At 40.9% G+C, this 18416-nt stretch carries 13 protein-coding genes; 8 read left to right on the top strand and 5 right to left on the bottom strand.

The genetic code is table 11. The features are described from left to right. Window positions 1-30 precede the first annotated feature (30 nt). Together H0U71_00225 and H0U71_00220 are read right to left on the bottom strand one after the other, a co-directional pair. Complete coding sequence (locus H0U71_00225; GenBank protein MBA2653478.1) at window positions 31-5445, bottom strand: tandem-95 repeat protein; 5415 nt, start codon at window positions 5443-5445, stop codon at window positions 31-33. Between the two features lie 297 nt (window positions 5446-5742). Further along, window positions 5743-6885 carry a hypothetical protein gene (locus H0U71_00220; protein MBA2653477.1) on the bottom strand — a complete coding sequence of 381 codons (1143 nt, stop codon included), beginning with the start codon at window positions 6883-6885 and terminating at the stop codon, window positions 5743-5745. Between the two features lie 511 nt (window positions 6886-7396). On the opposite strand from H0U71_00220, the gene H0U71_00215 reads away from it, so the two are divergent. Next, on the top strand, window positions 7397-7750 hold the full coding sequence (locus tag H0U71_00215; GenBank protein MBA2653476.1) for a GIY-YIG nuclease family protein: 354 nt from the start codon (window positions 7397-7399) through the stop codon (window positions 7748-7750). Window positions 7751-8162: 412 nt separating this feature from the next. Next, on the top strand, window positions 8163-8771 hold the full coding sequence (locus tag H0U71_00210; GenBank protein ID MBA2653475.1) for a hypothetical protein: 609 nt from the start codon (window positions 8163-8165) through the stop codon (window positions 8769-8771). Between the two features lie 56 nt (window positions 8772-8827). Here the strand turns inward: H0U71_00210 and H0U71_00205 are convergent, their stop codons facing one another. Beyond that, entirely contained in the window at window positions 8828-9832 is a 1005-nt protein-coding gene (locus tag H0U71_00205; protein MBA2653474.1) for a MotA/TolQ/ExbB proton channel family protein, read from the bottom strand. 83 nt (window positions 9833-9915) lie between these two features. On the opposite strand from H0U71_00205, the gene fumC reads away from it, so the two are divergent. The 3 genes from fumC to H0U71_00190 all read left to right on the top strand — a co-directional run bounded on the left by fumC (window position 9916) and on the right by H0U71_00190 (window position 14205). Further along, a complete protein-coding gene (gene fumC, locus H0U71_00200) occupies window positions 9916-11322 on the top strand; it encodes a class II fumarate hydratase (GenBank protein MBA2653473.1) in 1407 nt (468 codons plus the stop codon). Between the two features lie 139 nt (window positions 11323-11461). After that, entirely contained in the window at window positions 11462-13405 is a 1944-nt protein-coding gene (locus H0U71_00195; GenBank protein ID MBA2653472.1) for an aconitate hydratase, read from the top strand. Next, window positions 13402-14205, top strand: coding sequence for a carbon-nitrogen hydrolase family protein (locus tag H0U71_00190; protein ID MBA2653471.1), 804 nt, complete (start codon window positions 13402-13404; stop codon window positions 14203-14205). Before H0U71_00195 ends, H0U71_00190 begins: the two co-directional genes overlap by 4 nt. 30 nt (window positions 14206-14235) lie before the next feature. Here H0U71_00190 and H0U71_00185 read toward each other — a convergent pair whose 3' ends face one another. After that, window positions 14236-15045 (bottom strand): DUF3025 domain-containing protein, encoded by an 810-nt coding sequence (locus tag H0U71_00185; GenBank protein ID MBA2653470.1) that lies wholly within the window; start codon window positions 15043-15045, stop codon window positions 14236-14238. After that, window positions 15045-15638, bottom strand: a complete 594-nt coding sequence (gene lexA, locus H0U71_00180) for a repressor LexA (protein ID MBA2653469.1) — start codon at window positions 15636-15638, stop codon at window positions 15045-15047. Before lexA ends, H0U71_00185 begins: the two co-directional genes overlap by 1 nt. Before the next feature lie 137 nt (window positions 15639-15775). On the opposite strand from lexA, the gene H0U71_00175 reads away from it, so the two are divergent. Genes H0U71_00175 through H0U71_00165 form a run of 3 tightly spaced genes read left to right on the top strand, consistent with a single transcriptional unit; the run spans window position 15776 to window position 18257 of the window. Continuing rightward, window positions 15776-16804, top strand: a complete 1029-nt coding sequence (locus H0U71_00175; GenBank protein ID MBA2653468.1) for a methionine ABC transporter ATP-binding protein — start codon at window positions 15776-15778, stop codon at window positions 16802-16804. Beyond that, window positions 16794-17444 carry an ABC transporter permease gene (locus tag H0U71_00170; GenBank protein ID MBA2653467.1) on the top strand — a complete coding sequence of 217 codons (651 nt, stop codon included), beginning with the start codon at window positions 16794-16796 and terminating at the stop codon, window positions 17442-17444. Before H0U71_00175 ends, H0U71_00170 begins: the two co-directional genes overlap by 11 nt. A gap of 9 nt (window positions 17445-17453) precedes the next feature. Continuing rightward, the gene (locus H0U71_00165) at window positions 17454-18257 is read left to right on the top strand and encodes a MetQ/NlpA family ABC transporter substrate-binding protein (protein ID MBA2653466.1); all 804 of its coding nucleotides are present in this window, start codon (window positions 17454-17456) and stop codon (window positions 18255-18257) included. Window positions 18258-18416 lie beyond the last annotated feature (159 nt).

Here is an 18416-nt window from a genome sequence, read left to right as displayed (position 1 = left end):
AATTGATCTTATTTACCCAACCTCCTAACACTAATCAATAATTAAAGTTGATAGATCGACATTCATGTCAGAAAACGACAAATATCGAATATTACTTACAACATCACTGCCGTCACGGCCTGCAACAGTATCAAAGATAGAGTAATCACCGTTGTTTTGACTGGATATTTCGTATTCGTTGAATGCACCGGTATAAACTGCTGTATCATGGTTAACATTCATGGGGTCTTCACCACCACTCAACCTATCGTTACCCTTGCCTCCTTTCAAAGTATCAGCCCCAAGTAACCCATTAATGATGTTATCTCCGTCATCTCCGGTCAAAATATCATTAAAATTAGAGCCACTAAGGTTATTGATGCCATTTAAATTATCAGAACCCGCAGAGCCTGTATCTTGAAAAGTCCCTTGCAGCGCAAGGGATACAGTGACCCCACCCGATGCGGAGCCATAACTTGCGGTATCGAAGCCCGCTATACCATAGATTTCATCATCACCTGCGCCACCATCGATAATATCATTGCCGCCTCCGCCGCTTAGAAAGTCATTACCTGCGCCACCCCAGATCATATTATTACCATCATTACCTTTGATGACATCCCCAAAACTAGAGCCGATAATGTTTTCAAAGCCTGTTAAAGCGTCATTGCCAGCACCCCCTGTATTTTGATAGGTGCCTACTTGATACATATCAATGCTAACCCCAGCGGACGCAGAAGCATAGGAGACGGTGTCATTGCCAAGACCCCCGTCCATAAAATCATCCCCCTTTCCTCCGTCGATGATATTGTTACCGCTGTTGCCTGTAAGGGAATCATCGTAGTCTGAACCAATTAAGTTTTCGATACTGACCAACGTATCGGTGCCAGAACCAAAAGTATTCTGAGCAGCTTGTGTTTGCAGCGTGACAACGACTGAACTAGCAGCATCTGCATAAGAAGCTGTATCTGAACCTAAGCCGCCTACTAACGTATCGTTACCTATTCCCCCTTGGAGAACGTTGTTCGCATCATTACCATTAAGAACATCATCAAAATTACTGCCAATGAGATTTTCAATGCTTATATGCCAATCGGAACCACCGCCACCGGTATCGCGATAGTAATTGCCGGCTTGGAAAAATATTTGATCAACAGGGTACAGTGTGGCGATTACATTACTTAAAGCATTGGCATAACTTACGGTATCAATTCCTGCTCCGCCGGTATAACGATCCGAACTGTTGATGCCTCCATCCAACATAAAGTCATCGCCATCATCACCAAAAACTTGGTTAGATCCTTCGCCTGCTGCAAGATAATCATTATCAGCACCACCACGCAATGTGTCATTGCCGATGCCGCCATCAAGCGTATCAGCACCCCCTGCACCGACTAAGGTATCATTACCAGCACCACCAGTGATGGTATTGACAAAATCATCCCCTGTTAAACCATCATTAAAGTTAGTACCTTCGATGTTTTCAATTGAGGATAATGTATCAGTGATTGAATTAAGCGCAAATACACCGGGGAATAAGAGGTTTAAGGTTACGCCAATGTCCATAAATTTATAGCTAACGGTATCAGTACCAAGGCCCCCATCAATAAAGTCATTGCCATTTGCATAGATAGTGTCATTGCCTGCACCACCATTGAGAATGTCATTACCATTTCGGCCGTATAAAGTATTATTCCCAGCGTCGCCTGTTATGGAGTCATCAAAATTAGAGCCATACACATTTTCAACATTCAGCAGATGAGTGTTATTGGAAAGTTGAACATTTACCGATTCGAGGGAATAGAGATAGTCCACGGTGTCTACTCCGCCTTTGCCATCTATCGTGTCAAAATTTCCAGAGAAGGGTGAAAAGCTATTAGCACCCGGGAATATAACGTTATCCGCATCATTACCGATTAAAGTATCAGGATATGCACTCCCTATAATGTTTTCAATACTAGATAAACTATCATGAAATACCTCGCCAGCAGGAACCTGGACACCAGTATTGTTTTGGGCAGTATTGGCAGTTAAAGAGACATTAACCCCGATTTGAAGCGTAGAATTATGAAAGCGATAATCAACGGTATCAATGCCTAAGCCACCATCAAGAATGTTAGTGCCTGGACCACCCCTTAAATAATCATCTCCACCCATGCCGGTTAAGGTATCGTTCCCCTTACCCCCCGTTAAGGTATTACTACTGCCATTACCAATTAATGTATCATTGTAATCAGAGCCGGTGAGATTTTCGATGCCGCTTAGCTTATCCTGACCCGCACTCAGCGTATTTTGATATTGATCTTGTAATTGTAAATCAACGCTCACTCCAGACGCTGCTGTAGAATAAGAAGCAGTATCTATCCCTCCATTACCGATTAATTCATCATTACCATTACCACCGGTAAGAACGTTATTATTATTATCGCCAATTAATTTATCATCGAAATTAGACCCTGATAAATTTTCAAATCCAAACAATTGATCTAAACCTGAACCGATTGTATTTTGAGATTGAGATTGTAAAAGCAACGAAACGGTTACCCCTGATTGAGCAAGAGAATACGATGCGGTATCGTTACCGAGGCCTCCCACCAGCAAGTCATTACCTGCGCCACCATCGTCAATAATATTGTTATTTGCGTCGCCCTGTATCGCATCATTGAATTGGGTACCAGTCACATTTTCTATGCTCAATATAAGATCAACCCCCGCGCCCTGGGTATTTTGGGCATAAGGGCTATTATTGATATCTGAAAATAATAGGTTAACCACAACACCTGCATCTACCAGCTCATAGGAAATAGTATCTGTGCCCTTGCCGCCATTCACGAAATCGTCACCTACGCCAACAAAGAAGGTATTGTCGTCATCGCTTCCTGTTAAGGTGCCACCATGCCAATAGGAGCCTACGATGTTTTCAATACCGCTAACTGTATCGTTTCCAGCGCCGCCGGTTACGTGGCCTATACCATCTGTTTGAGAAGAGAGGATAACATTAACCTGGGAAGCAGCATCATAGTAAGAAACAGTATCTATACCTGTACCGCCATAGATTGTATCGTTGCCCAGCCCGCCTACAAGATAGTCATTGCCCGCTTGACCATAAAGGGTGTCATCGCCACCTGCACCCGCCAATTGGTTAGCGTCACTGTTGCCCACTAAAACATCGTTGAAATTCGTGCCAATTGCGTTTTCGATACTGCCATAGGCTTGAGTACCTGCACCGCCTGTATTTTGATATACATTTTCTAATATCACCGTAACAGCAGCATTCACTTGTCCGAAGAACACAGTATCCACTCCACCACCACCTGAATAAAAATCCCGGTCGCTTGCAGGAGCACTGCTCGCAATAAACAGATCGTTTAAATTACCGCCATATATATTGTCTGATCCAGCGCCATCTCTAAATCCAACGTTAATATCATAACCACTGAGCTGGGCATGGGCTTCATCTTGAGGTAGATAAACAGTATCATTACCTCCTAGCGCATTATAATACTGGTCAACAGGATATTGCCCGGCTGTTATTGCATTAAAATTTACGGTGTCATTTTGTTCTGTAAATAAATCACCCGCTTGATTAATTGTTACATTGACCACACTTGAAGCGGTCTTGGGATCAAGAACATCATTGGTAAGACCGTTATCTTGGATGGTGTAATGAATGACATCATCTCCAAAATGGCCGTCATTAGGCTTATAGCTTAACGTACCGTCTTCATTGATAGTAACCAATCCAAAATCAGCGTTTGCTGCGATAACTTTCAGCAATTGTGAGGATTCATTTGCGGGACCTTGAGTGTCATTGTTAAGCACATTAATAATATTATTATTGCTATTTTGATCGACAATTAAGCTATCGGCATTGGCGGTTGGGGCATCATTCACTGCAAGAACATTTACTGAAACTGTTGCATTGTGCGTGCCACCCTTACCATCGGCTATGGAATAATTAAATGTATCGGTACCATTAAAATTTGCAGCAGGAGCATACACTAAATTACCATCTTGGTAAGTAATTACCCCCCCTTGCGCACTGGCTGAATCAAAATTACTTACTACCAAATTATCACCATCCACATCGGTGTCATTGGCTAATGGATTAATTACGACCTGATTGTCTTCATTTACGACAGCAGTATCGTTTCTTGCAACCGGTGCATCATTGACTGGATTAACTGTGAGATTAAAAATATTCGAAGCCTGAGCATTATTACTATCAGTCGCCGTTATTTTTATATTTATTGTTCCCACATTTGGGTCATCAGGCGTGCCACTTAAGGTATGCGAGGTGGAATCAAAATGGAGCCAATCAGGTAAGGCATTACCATCTGCTAAGGTTGCGCTATAAGTTAGGGTATCGCCATTAGTCGCCTTATCTACATCAGTAAAAGCTTCATTTGGCACTGTAAAAGTGAACGTTGACTCTTCGCTAACTACTTGGTTGGATATACCATGTGCGATAGGAGCATCATTAACTGCTGAGACATTAATGTTTGTGGCCGCTGAATTCGTACTCCAGCTATCGCCATCACTCACTTGGTAGTTAAATTGTGTTAAATTCGTGCCATTAACATTCTCTGCTGGCGAAAACTGTAGTTTTCCTTGCACTATATCGGTGGCTAAAATGGTCTGACCTGCAATTACGGGAGCGCTATTTAACAGTAGCTGACCGTTATCACTCGAAGGTAAATTGGTAAAGCGGATTGATTGTAAGGTATCGCCCACATCCGGATCACTAAACCCGAAATTTGAAAGCTTAAATGTATAGGAAGCATCCTCTACGGTAACAGCAGTAGCTCCAGGTAAAGCTGTAGGAGCAATATTCGGCCCATCCACTATATTAATAGTTAGGTTTTCGATGTTTTGAGCAGTAAGATTAAATCCGAAACGCGAAAAATCGATCGAGTAACCCGCGGATTTCTGTTGCGTAAAGAAATTTTGAATAGACGATAAATAAGAATTAACACTTGAATAGCCAAATGAATTGGATAATTGACTTAAAACGCTGAAGTCAAAAGTAAATTGGAGTGTATCTGTGCCATTACCTCCATTATAAAAATCTACGCTAGTTAAATTTTCACCTACATTATAAGCCAGGGTATCATTACCACTATCACCATTGACCAGATCGTTGCCTGCGCCGCCTTCGAGATAATCATCTCCATTACCGCCGCTTAACAGATCATTTCCCGCTCCGCCCTCGAGAGTGTCCTCACCATTGCCGCCGCTTAAAATGTCGTTACCTGCGCCTCCATCTAAGGTATCTTCGCCGTTACCCCCACTTAAAATATCGTTTCCTGACCCTCCTTCAATAGTATCAGCTCCATTGCCGCCATCTATAATATCGCTGCCAGCCCCTCCCTCAATGGTATCGGCACCGTTCTCCCCAGTAATAACATCATTTGAGGAAGTTCCATTAATTAGATTATCCTCAGAATTACCCAAAATAATAGCCATACCACACCTCGCAGTTTACACCTTATTGTTTGTATCTGTCCGTGTGATTGTTGATTCTAGCGTTGAAAATCGCCTATAAGCCATTAAAAAAAAGCGACATAAGGCAAGTATAGCAAATACTGGGGGTTTTTTTGATTTAAACTACAAATAGGTCGCTAATTCTGCATAAATGAATAACAAATAATACCTATAATGTTTGGCCTCCAAAAGTAAGGTATATACCGTTAGCATTAGTCTATAACCGTGAGTAATGTGAGCCTATAAAAAGTGTAATTCTCCCCTACGACACAATAGAGATTATAAACAAGAACGCACAAATCGTTGTTGAAATTGCTTCGTTTCTCTAAAATTATCAATTATATTTTCCATGTTAGGTGAGTCAGATTCATTATTCTGATTGCTGATTACATTGTCTAAATTTTTATAAAAAAGATGCTTCGCGATGGTCGCTATACGTGGTAGTGCGCGGTTATTCACAGGCTCTGGCTTATCGGAGATAAAATCAATTATCGCTTCTTCCAAAAATTCGTTCACCAAATCTTCGGTGGCATCAGCTATCAAATTAGTTTCCTCTAGGAAGTCGTTAACATAAGCATTTGTCTCATTTTCAGCAATAAATTCGGTTACCATTTCTTTGGTTACTTGAGAATTTTGGTCCGACAAAAATTCGTCTACGAACTCAGTTGATTTTCCTGCATCCTGACCTTGACTTAGTAACCCGTAATAGAGTTGTTTGATTTCTTGAGCATGTTCATTAAATATTTGACAGAGAACAGTTAAATTATATTCTTCGCTAGATTTCATAATAAATGACCGGAATATATCATGATTAGTAATTACCATTTGATATAATAATTCTTTATTTTCTGGAAAATGTTTAACTACCAGCTCTAAATCGCCGGCACTTTTCACAAATCTCAGGAAAGCGTCTTTTTCTTTTAAGGTCAATTCAAATATTTTTTGTTTTTGATTAAGAAATATCGTCGCCAGCGAACTAAGGGCACCAACGCAGGGCGTTACTATTCTATTGAAAATCTCCGAAGAACTTGTGAGAAATTGCAATAAAACTTCACTATATTCCGGAAAAAGCTCAACAGCAGATCGCAAATCAAATAAGGATTGCACTTTTATTGCAAAATTTTGTTTGTTTAAAACAAGTTCGAAAATATCTCCTCTATGATCAGGGAAATTTTCTAATGTACATTTCCAATGGAAAATCTTAGATAAAAATTGAGCATGCATTTGAACAGGTACAATTAAATTTTGGAATAAAAATTCTCGGCTATCTGGAAATGTCTTTATCGTACTCACAATATCTGCCCAACTCTCTATTAGAGGAAAATAAATATTGTGCTGCAAACTAGGATACTGCATTAAAATTGCTTTAAACTCGCTTTGCGATTGAATACTAAAAGGCTTTCCTTCGATATTAATTAACATTTTAACCTCATTTAATTTTTTTTGGGTGACGCATTTTTTTAAAAAAATTAATATTGCGTTAAGCTTCACAGTGGGGGCTGGCACACATTGTATGATAAATAGTCAAATAGAGAAACCTTGATTTCATCAAGGCTACATTGTTTGAAACTATTCAGCGATGTCTTTTAAAGAGACCCGACTTATCATTCTGCCGCGAAAGTAATGTAGCCTGGATGAAGCGCCAGCGGAATCCAGGATCCTTGATTTCATCAAGGCTACATTGTTTTGAACTATTCAGCACAGATATAATTTGTGCCCTTCATTATTTCTGAGAGGTAGACGGGGGAATCAAGAAGACCGCAAAAAAATGCGACTAATGTTGAAGGCCTACTCAAAACTGAATATAGTTTTGCCATGAGTTTAAAAAAGGAGTTTGAGCCTAGCGAACCCCCTGATCTCTAGTGTAGAAATTAAATCGGAAGAGACGAATTAATTATTAGAACCAAATTCTTAAACCAGGGAGTCAAAAAAGATGTCACAAAAGGAATATTTTGTATACATACTGCATTGTAGCAATAATAGCTTGTATACCGGTTTTACCACCGATCTTGTCAAGCGCTATAAACATCACCTAAAAGGCACAGGAGGCTGTAAATATACTAAAAGTTTTAAACCGCACAGCTTAGTGCAATCCTGGCTTATAATGGGCACCAAAGCTCAAGCAATGCAGGCAGAACGATATATCAAGAAACTAACACGCAAAGAAAAGGACATTCTGATTATAGCGCCTGAACGCCTGAGTCTTTACTTCCCTCTTGAAAGAGTTACGGATGAGTTTTTAGATTTTTTAAACTCACCTCAGTTATTTACCAGAAAAAAAACATAGATCGATTCATTACCTCCCTTTATTCAACATAACCCCCATAAATACCAACTTTTTCAGCCTTCCCAACAGAAAAACATTCGATTTTGAGCAATTTTTGGAGTTTATAATATTTTGTTAATTTTTAATGGTTATTATGTAGGTAGATAGCAAATACTTTACTTTAATACCTTATTTATATTGAAAATTATTAATATGAACTTAAAAAATGAAGAATCCACATGGGTCAAAACGACACTAACAGACAGTTTAGAAACTAGTCTTTTAAATAAATTAAACTCACACGCTGCTATTGAGGTAGATAAATCTAACGAGATGTTAGAAGAGTTTCTACATCATGTGATTTCCTATCTAGGTTCATTTATCTCAGATGATGAGGCACAGCGGATATCTCCATCCATAATTTTTGGCGAGTTTGGTTTTAATCACTATCAATGCTCAATTCTCAATAAATGATCTCATTCTTTTTATTGGAAAATCAGGAGGTATTGAAGATGAAGAATACGGCTCATACGCGACAACTTTTTTCACTCTTCTATTATTGTATATAAGCGAAGATATTGATAGTAACCTGATTAAACTAATTATAAACAATCTTATAAAAGATGAGAACAACAATAATAGCAAGCCAAGTTCTCAAATGATTTCATTACAAAAGACATTCGTTAGTATAATAAATCAAGTAAGACCCGATCTTAAAAGCATGCTTTATCCACTTAAAGTGGCAGTAGTAAATTCGTGGGAATCTCTGGTAAAAGATATTAATCCTCTGTATCGTAATTCTGGTAATTTGAAATTACCAAGCGAATATATGGAGGTTAAGATAAATCACCAAGAAATTAGAAAAAATTCTCAACTTTTAGCTCAAGCCACCAGACACCCTTCTAATTTTATTTTCGCGTCTCTCCCCCGTGAACTACTCTGTAAAATAGCGGGTCATACAAAAATATCCCAAGATCAGGAGCAAGCAGACGCAGAAAAAATTGCGCAAGCTTTTTTCAATCGTCCACAAATAAAACCGTAAAAAGATGGATAGATTAATATAACCTCCTTAGGTGAAACAGAGGTGCCGCTATCTAATTACGAATTTTTATCGAAGGATTTGCCACTACTCGGATCTTCATCCTGATTATCTGCAGAAATTTCCGGGTCTTTAACTCGGACCTTTTGTATTGATTGAACAATTGGCTCATCCACTTCTTTGGGTTGATGCATTTCTTGAAGACCCATTTCAACTTCTTGTTTTGGATGATCTGAAATAATTTCAGAGATGAGAGCAGTGGTCTCTTTTTCCAAAGAAGGTGCAGGAGAAATATCATTTTTAAGTTTTTCTTGAGGTGATAATTCATCATCAGAAATCGATGTTGCAGTTTTTTCATTCTTAGTTCGCTGAAAAATGGAGCTTATGCCCTTGCCTATTTTTTTAAATAGGGGCGGCAAGAGTTTTATACCGATACCAATGGAAGACGTAGCAATTAATATTCCTAACCCCACCGGCGCTAATGGAGTGATGAGCATAGCAAATCCCACCAAACTTGCAGCCGCCAATGTCGTTGAAATTATATTATCGATGACCTTATCGCGCTTCGCTTTTACCTCTTTTTCTAGAACAACTCTTTTAACCGGATCAGATTCTGCCGAGAGTTTTCCTTTCGCTGAAATATAAGCACTCATAGAGGTAGCCACATTCAACAGTTCTTTTCCTAGTGCCACCCCCGCACTTGCTACTAACAAAGCGCCCGCCACCGGTAAGGCAACAATCGCTGCAATACCAAGACCGATAAGGGTGAGCGTCATGCCTACTTTAGCGCCACGTGATAATTTAGAAGTCTCTCTATCCAGAAAGATGGCATGAATAATTTCCCAAATACCTACAATACTGGTGATTAATAACTTGAGAGGAGGAATGGCACTGGCAATAGTCTGCAGGGCTTCTAAAAGAGGTCGATGGGTTCTATCAGCGAGCTCGAAACTCGCCTTCACCACTTCCAGGGGCTCCTTGAGTTCTGTCGCTTCAATAAATGCGTGATCTATTGATTTCACTGACTTTTCGGTATATTTATCAAAATCATCTTGTTGCGGCATTGTATAATCCAATTATCTTTTTTTAATTATAGGTGTTATGTATGATTACGTCTTTCAAAAAAAATTTAAACAATGAGGCCATTATGTCAGAAAAAACCAGAATAGAATCCGATAGTATGGGTCAAATTGAGGTACCGGCTAATCGTTATTGGGGAGCCCAAACGCAACGCTCGCTCACACATTTTGATATTGGGGGTGATGTGATGCCTCCAGAACTTATAAAAGCGTTCGCTATTTTGAAAAAAGCGGCAGCGCTCACCAATTTGGCGCTAGGCAAACTTTCAAAAGAAAAAACAAATGCGATTGTGGAAAGTGCTGACGAAGTGATTAAGGGACAGTTTGATCAAGAGTTCCCGCTACGAATATGGCAAACAGGTAGTGGTACCCAAACTAATATGAATGTAAATGAAGTGATTGGCAATCGGGCCGCCGAGAAATTGGGTGGACAGAGAGGCAGCCGAGAATTTATTCATCCGAACGATGACGTAAATATGTCTCAATCATCAAATGACACCTTTCCCACTGCAATGCATATTGCCGCTACCCAACAAATAATCAATAAATTAATTCCGGCAGTTAAAGAATTACGTGATGAGTTAGCCAAGAAGCAAAAAGAATACGATAGCATTATAAAGATTGGGCGAACCCACCTTCAAGATGCAGTTCCTATGACGTTAGGCCAAGAATTTTCCGGCTATGTTGCGCAGTTGGATATGAATCTTCAATTTATTGAAAAAATACTACCTTTTCTACAAGAATTAGCACTCGGAGGCACTGCAGTCGGTACAGGTCTAAATACTCATCCCAAGTTTGCAGAAATGGCTGCAAAAGAAATCGCAATTTTAACCGGCATTGAATTCACAACGGCGCCCAATAAATTTGCTGCTTTGGCGAGTCATGAAGCTATTCTGATGGCAAGTAGTGCTTTAAAAACATTAGCTACGTCATTGATGAAAATAGCAAATGATATACGCTGGCTAGCATCTGGCCCACGATGCGGCTTGGGGGAACTTATTCTCCCCGAGAATGAACCGGGGTCTTCTATCATGCCTGGAAAAGTGAACCCGACCCAGTGCGAAGCATTGACTATGGTATGCGTCCAAGTAATGGGTAATGACAACACGATAACAATTGCAGGTTCGCAAGGAAATTTTGAGCTTAATGTGTTTAAGCCAGTGATGATATTCAACTTGCTACAGTCGATTAATATTTTGGCAGACTCTTGTCGCTGCTTCACAAAATACGCTATTCGAGGCATGGAGGTTAATAAACAAAAAATCGCTAGCTACGTGAGAGATTCCTTGATGCTGGTAACTGCCTTAAACCCTGTTATTGGTTATGATAGAGCGGCTGAAATTGCGCATAAAGCATATGTGGAAGGTACTACTCTTAAAGAAGCCGGACTCTCATTAGGTTTTTTAACCGCCGAGCAGTTTGATGAAGCTGTGCAGCCCGCAAAAATGGCTAACCCCCATGCAACTACACGTTAGTGAATAAAGAGACCCCGCCGAATGATTAACTTCAGACTGCGGGGCAACAACAAGGCATGGCCGTAGTGTTTGTCTCCTCAAGTTATTCCTCCCAAATTAAAAACATGCGACAATAATTCTTTTCAAGGAGGAAAAAATTATGCCCATGAACGTTGCCCACAAACTCATACACTCACATTTAATCGATGGCAAGATGGAGCCTGATAGCGAAATCGGGTTACGAGTCGACCAAACCCTTACTCAAGATGCTACCGGGACTTTAGTCATGTTAGAACTTGAAGCGATGGGGGTAAAAAGAGTAAAGACTGAAGTCTCCGTGCAATACGTCGATCACAATCTTATCCAAGAAGATTACAAAAATGCAGATGATCATCTTTTTTTACAGAGCGCTTGTCAAAAATTTGGCCTCTGGTATAGCCGCCCAGGTAACGGGGTAAGCCACCCTGTTCATATGCAGGTATTTGGCAAGCCCGGCAAGATGTTACTCGGCTCCGATAGCCACACCTGCGCCTCCGGATCGCTTGGCATGTTAGCAATAGGCACCGGAGGACTTGAAGTTGCGCTAGCAATGGCAGGCCAGCCCTATTATGTGAAAATGCCTAAAATTTTTGGGGTGAAATTAACGGGAAAATTTCCGGATTGGGTCAGCGCTAAAGATGTCATTTTGGAAATGCTACGCAGACACAGTGTCAAAGGTGGCGTAGGATACATCATTGAATATCACGGGCCCGCCCTTGAACACTTGAGTGCAATGGATCGTCATGTTATTGCAAACATGGGCGCCGAACTTGGAGCCACCACCACCGTGTTCCCTTCTGACCAAAATATAAAGCGCTTTCTGAAAGGTCAAAATCGAGAAGAAGAATGGATTGAGCTCCTTGCCGATGAAGGGTCCACCTATGATAAAGAAGACGAGATCAATCTTAGCGATCTGGAGCCCCTTATTGCAAAACCTTCTAATCCTGACAAAGTCGTTAAAGTCAAAGAAGTGGCTGGGGAACCTATTTACCAGGCCTATATTGGTTCTTCAGCCAACCCCGGCTTTCGCGATTTTGCTATTTCAGCTGAGATAGTAAGAGGCCGAAAAGTACCTTCTTATGTTTCCTACGACGTGAACCCTACCTCTCGAAGCTCTTTAGAGGAGTTAGTAAGCGAAGGATATTTAGGGGATATGATTCATGCAGGCGCCAGAGTGCATCAAGCTGGATGTAATGGCTGCATAGGAATGGGGCAAGCACCCGCAACCGGTCGTAACAGCCTAAGAACAACTCCTAGAAATTTTCCGGGACGTTCTGGCACGCCTGAAGACAGCGTGTTTCTATGTAGCCCAGAAACAGCCACAGCTTCCGCCTTAACCGGAAAAATTACCGACCCTCGTGATCTAGACATGCCCTACCCCAATATTGTTAATCGCGATGAAAGACCCTTTAATCGTGAAATGTTGCAATCGCCCATTGCAGAAGAACAAGCGCTACAAGTTAACTTAATCAAAGGGCCGAATATCGCCTCCTTACCTTCGCTCGGACCTTTAGCGAAAGCTTTTGAAATCCCGATTTTGCTCAAAGTGGGCGATAACATTTCTACTGATGCAATTTTACCTGCGGGTGCTCGAGTATTACCTTATAGAAGCAATATCCCTAAAATCAGTGAATTCGTATATGAATTGGTGGATCCCAGTTATGCAAGACGTGCCAAAGAATTATCTGCAGTAAAAGGACATATTATTGTGGGTGGCGAAAATTATGGGCAAGGTTCTAGTCGAGAACATGCTGCATTAGCACCCCGCTATCTCGGTCTGCAAATGGTTATTGCAAAAAGTTTTGCTCGCATTCATTGGCAAAACCTTATTAATTTTGGGATTTTACCTGCTCAATTTATGGCACCGGGTGTGTACAATGAAATTGAAAAGGAAGAAGTCATTCAGCTTGCTGACATTGATTCCTTTCTCAAAAATGGTAAGGCAATGTTGCAAATTAAGAATACCAATAAAGAATTCGAGGTCAAACATACTTTATCTGAACGACAAATTGAAATCGTCAAAGCCGGTGGACTCATAAACTGGATTCGAGAACAGCCTCAATGAAGGTAGCGATCATCCAGCTGAATTCTCAAAATGATAAAGAGAGTAATTTGTCGCAGGCTGAGAAATGGATCGAACAAGCCTGCGAAACAAATAAACCTGATCTTATCGCACTCCCTGAAATGTTCCATTTCATGGGAGGCACGATAGAGCAAAAAAAGGCTGCGGCGGAAGACATCTCAGGTAAAAGCGAAGCAGTTGCTTTATTAATGAGGCTAGCCCTTAAATATAAAGTTTTTATTCATAGCGGTAGTATTTGCGAGTATTTTTCAGGTAAGTATTACAACACAACCTGTGTGATAAATTCCCAAGGTAAACTTATTGGGCATTATCGCAAGATAAATCTATTCAAATTTACGACACAAAACGATCAGTATGATGAAGCTAGTTTCCTCACTCCCGGAGATAAAGTTGTCACCTATCAGATTGGAACTACGACAATCGGTTGTGCTATTTGTTTTGATCTGCGTTTTGGAAATTTATTTCAAGAACTCATCAAGAAAAAAGTAGATGTGATTGTCGTACCTTCGGCCTTTACGTATGAAACAGGTAAAGCACATTGGGAAATACTGTGTCGATCGCGTGCCATGGAAACCCAAACATATTTAATCGCACCCGCCCAAACCGGTAATCATAGAGTAAATAATCAAACCAGAGATTGTTGGGGTCACTCTCTTGCAGCGGATGGCTGGGGGAATATAATTGCAGATCTGGGTACTGATCCTGGATTCATGTGTGTAGATCTTGATTTTGATAATTTAAAAAGCATTCGCGCGCGATTGACCTTACTTCCCTCTATTTAGAAACCCTCCCCAGCTCTCGCGCCAATAAGGTTAATTGCCCATCGTGTTAGTTAAACGTTGGGGACGAAAATAATCTTTATTGTCGTAAAAAGAAGGATCATTTGATTCTACACACCAACCTGGAAACCCAAGCACAGGAATTGGATAAAGCGCTTTTGAAGTAATAAGTTCAAAATCTAGTGCGCAGAGATTTTGTTCAATTACTTTAAATTGTTGTTCTAAACTATTATCAAAAAAAGAATCTGCCACTTTCAACAACAAAGCATGTCCCACCATTCCAATATAAGGGTTCAGCAATTTCTCGTGCAGAGAATGTCCAAACACGTAACAACGCAATTTTTGAGATAATAAACGACGTTGGTTCCAAAAAAAGTCTTTCCATTGCATTGTTCGAATTCTTGAAAGCAGACTGTCCTCGGACGACAGTATAACCACTCCATTTTCATCGAATAAGGTAAGAAAATTTTCAAGGGCAGAGCGTCGTGCATCCTTTGTCTCTCGCTTGAGCAGCTCGCTATATTGAAGTTTATTCAACTGCGATTTTAAAGTGGGAAAGTTGCACCAGATAAGCATATTGAAAAAATCATGCCAATTATTAGACCTCGTTTGTATTTCACCTGACAGAAAAATACGTGGCTCATAGCCCTCTATAAAACGCAGAGCCTTAGCCCCTTGCGGCACAAACCGAATAGCGAATTCTTCATGGCGCGAGGCAAAGAGCGTATTGTAGTCATCAATCGTCGGCCAGGCACCTGAAAATAATTGCTGCGGGAACCAGGAGAACATCTGGTAGGCAGGCGAAAGTCCTTGAAAATACGGCAACCACCCTTGCTGCACCATTAAAAATTTCCCTCAAAGCGAAGTAGACCAATATAAATGCCTTGAATTGTCACTCTGTCACGTGAATAGGTGATCGGGAGCAAGTTGGAGTTTGCAGGAATCAACGTTATGGTATCGTCACTATCGTATTTGATTCTCTTTAAGGTTGCTTCTAGTTGATCAATCAAGGCGACAACGATTTTGCCATCAGCAGGAGCATTGCAATACTCACAGACAACGACATCGCCATCAAAAATCCCTTCTTCAATCATAGAATCACCCTTAACTTTAAGCGCGTAACGGTTCGCACCGAGAAAAATATTCACAATATCTAGGGTTTCATTTTCAGGAATTGCTTCAATGGGACTACCGGCTGCGATCTTGCCTTCAAGGCGAAGTACGCTCTCCGAGTTGATAAGATGAATATTACGCCTCTTCCCCGGGGTAATATTGATAAGTCCTTCGGTAACTAATGCGGCTACATAGCGATGAACCACGCCTCGGGATTGAATACCAATCCCTTTAGCAATTTCCGCCATAGTAGGTGAATAGTCGTGATCTTGGATAAACTGCTGTATAAATTCGTAAACTTTTCTTTGGCTTAACGTCAACATGCAACTCCCTCTGGATAATCACTAAAGTATAGAGATCAAACAGAGATCAGTCAAGCAGGCGGGGGCTGCATGACAGAAGTAAAATCTAATGATAAGATCACACATTTGGAGTTTTCGGATTACATTAGCGAATATGCATGATCGAATTAATTAATCTTACAAAAAATTACTCTCCCACCTTTAAAGTACTCGATAATGTCAATCTTAGCGTACCTAAGGGGCAAATTTTCGGTGTTATCGGACCGAGCGGAGCAGGTAAAAGCACATTAATACGCTGTGTTAATATGTTAGAAAAGCCTACTTCAGGGCAAGTAGTGATAGCCAAGCGAGACATGACCCAGCTCTCCCCACCAGAATTGCGCAGTGAACGCAGAAAAATAGGAATGATTTTTCAACATTTTAACTTGCTTTCCTCGCGTACAGTCTTTGAAAACATCGCATTACCCCTTGAAATTGCTAGATTTTCGAAAAAGCAGATAGATGAAACTGTAAAACCTCTCCTAGAACTAACCGGTTTAACGGATAAAAAAGACTTTCATCCCAGCCAACTGAGCGGCGGACAAAAACAAAGAGTAGCTATAGCAAGGGCACTGGCTAACAAGCCGATGATACTGTTAAGCGATGAAGCCACCTCGGCGCTTGATCCACACACTACCCACTCCATATTACAATTACTTAAAGACATTAATGAACAATTGGGTGTCACCATCCTTTTAATTACCCACGAGATGGAAGTGGTTAAGGAAATATGCCATTGCCTCGCCATCTTGGAACAGGGAAAAATTATTGAGCAAGCGGATGTACTGGAATTTTTTAGCAAACCTAAAACAGCGATGGCCAAACAATTCATAAGATCAAATCTACAGGATAATTTGCCTACCTTTATACAAGAGCGCTTATCGAGAGCTAAAATGCCCAATAGCGATATTCTGTTGAGACTTTCATTTGTTGGCGGCGCTGCCCAAGAACCTCTCATCGCTCATATAGTTCAAAATTTCAAAATAGATATCAACATCTTACAGGCAAATATTGAAGTTATACGTGACAATGTTATCGGCGTAATGCTGATCCAGGTTTCTGATATAGCGGATAGACTGGAGCAAGCCACTCAATATTTACAATCCAAAGATGTATTTGTAGAGGTGGTGGGATATTATGCAAAATAATTTCTTCTGGCTTCTCGGGCAAGGTACCCTAGAAACCATTTACATGGTGGTCTTGTCAGGCATCATTGCCATCGGCTTAGGACTGCCTCTCGGCATTATCCTTTTCACCACGAGGAAAGGTGGCATTCTTCAAAACTCCATATACAACAGAACTTTATCCTCTGTTATTAATGTACTACGTGCAATTCCATTCATCATCTTACTCATAGCGCTCATTCCACTAACACGTCTTATTGTTGGATCCTCCATAGGCACTAATGCGGCTATTATCCCGCTCAGCATCGCATCTATCCCGTTTGTAGCGCGAATTGTTGAAAGCGCTCTTGTGAAAATTGGAGATGGCTTAATTGAGACAGGCATTGCAATGGGGTCTTCTCCTCTACAGACAATTACCAAAATTATGATTCCTGAAGCGCTTCCACTTATCATTCATGGTTTCACTACTACTTTAATTGGGCTAGTTGGCTACTCTGCCATGGCAGGCGCTGTCGGCGGGGGCGGTCTAGGCGCTGTTGCCATTAATTATGGGTACCAACGATTTGACTTAATGATCATGCTGGCGACCATCATCATTCTGATTTTATTAGTCTATGTCATTCAGTATTTAGGTGACAGAATTGCGAATCGTTTCACACATTAGGAGAAAATAATGAAGAAGTTTGGAAACTTACTTTTTGTCTTTGCGTGTACTCTCATTTTAACATGTTGCTCACAGTCCACGAAGAATAACCCGAATAAAATAAGAGTAGGAACCATAGCCGGGCCGGAGACCTCTCTAATGGAAGTGGCTCAAAATGTAGCCGCGAAAGAGTACGGATTAGACATCGATGTCGTCGAATTTACCGACTATGTTTTACCGAATCAAGCATTGGCCGACGGTAGTATTGATGCCAATATGTTTCAACATCTCCCCTATCTAGAACAAACTATCGCAGCCAAGCATTATAAATTATCGCCAATTGGTAAAACATTTATTTATCCAATGGGCATTTACTCTACCAAAATAGCGCATTTGGACCAGCTGAAAGATAACGCCATAGTCGCCATTCCTAATGATCCGAGTAATGAGGCACGAGCTCTAATGCTGCTGGAAAAGGCAGGTGTGATAAAACTAAAACCCGGACTTGCTTTAAAAGCAACCTCTCAAGACATCATCGATAATCCTAAACATATCCAAATCAAAGAATTAGACGCAGCCCAATTACCTCGTATTTTGAGCGATGCGGATTTGGCAGTAATCAATACCAATTATGCGATGATGGGCGGTTTACTCCCTTCCAAAAATGCGCTATTTGTGGAAGGCTCTGATTCTCCCTATGCAAATATAGTGGTCATTAGAACTGCGGACAAAGATGATCCCAAGTTCGTAAAGCTAATGAATGCCCTCCACTCTCCTGAAGTAGTTAACAGAGCTAAGAAGCTTTTCCAAGGCGAGGCTGTTCCTGCTTGGTAACTTAATGCCTCAGTTGTCCTCCGGAGGGCACAACTCATTCGTCCTCCGGCGATAAACACTCACTTGTCGTCCCGCGATAAACACTCACTCGTCGTCCCGCGATAAACACTCACTCGTCGTCCCGCGACTTGATCGCGGGATCCAGCCTCGAACCTGGAT

The sequence above is a fragment of the Gammaproteobacteria bacterium genome (assembly GCA_013697705.1).
Taxonomy (GTDB): domain Bacteria; phylum Pseudomonadota; class Gammaproteobacteria; order UBA6002; family UBA6002; genus UBA6002.
Note: the sequence above shows the minus strand (reverse complement) of the source record. Positions and strands in the feature narration are given on the sequence as shown.

Excerpts from the sequence above, each read along its gene's own strand:
- H0U71_00225 (MBA2653478.1), bottom strand. The coding sequence starts at position 5,445 with ATGGCTATTATTTTGGGTAATTCTGAGGATAATCTAATTAATGGAACT.
- H0U71_00220 (MBA2653477.1), bottom strand. The coding sequence starts at position 6,885 with ATGTTAATTAATATCGAAGGAAAGCCTTTTAGTATTCAATCGCAAAGC.
- H0U71_00215 (MBA2653476.1), top strand. The coding sequence starts at position 7,397 with ATGTCACAAAAGGAATATTTTGTATACATACTGCATTGTAGCAATAAT.
- H0U71_00205 (MBA2653474.1), bottom strand. The coding sequence starts at position 9,832 with ATGCCGCAACAAGATGATTTTGATAAATATACCGAAAAGTCAGTGAAA.
- fumC (MBA2653473.1), top strand. The coding sequence starts at position 9,916 with ATGTCAGAAAAAACCAGAATAGAATCCGATAGTATGGGTCAAATTGAG.
- H0U71_00195 (MBA2653472.1), top strand. The coding sequence starts at position 11,462 with ATGCCCATGAACGTTGCCCACAAACTCATACACTCACATTTAATCGAT.
- H0U71_00190 (MBA2653471.1), top strand. The coding sequence starts at position 13,402 with ATGAAGGTAGCGATCATCCAGCTGAATTCTCAAAATGATAAAGAGAGT.
- H0U71_00185 (MBA2653470.1), bottom strand. The coding sequence starts at position 15,045 with ATGGTGCAGCAAGGGTGGTTGCCGTATTTTCAAGGACTTTCGCCTGCC.
- lexA (MBA2653469.1), bottom strand. The coding sequence starts at position 15,638 with ATGTTGACGTTAAGCCAAAGAAAAGTTTACGAATTTATACAGCAGTTT.
- H0U71_00175 (MBA2653468.1), top strand. The coding sequence starts at position 15,776 with ATGATCGAATTAATTAATCTTACAAAAAATTACTCTCCCACCTTTAAA.
- H0U71_00170 (MBA2653467.1), top strand. The coding sequence starts at position 16,794 with ATGCAAAATAATTTCTTCTGGCTTCTCGGGCAAGGTACCCTAGAAACC.
- H0U71_00165 (MBA2653466.1), top strand. The coding sequence starts at position 17,454 with ATGAAGAAGTTTGGAAACTTACTTTTTGTCTTTGCGTGTACTCTCATT.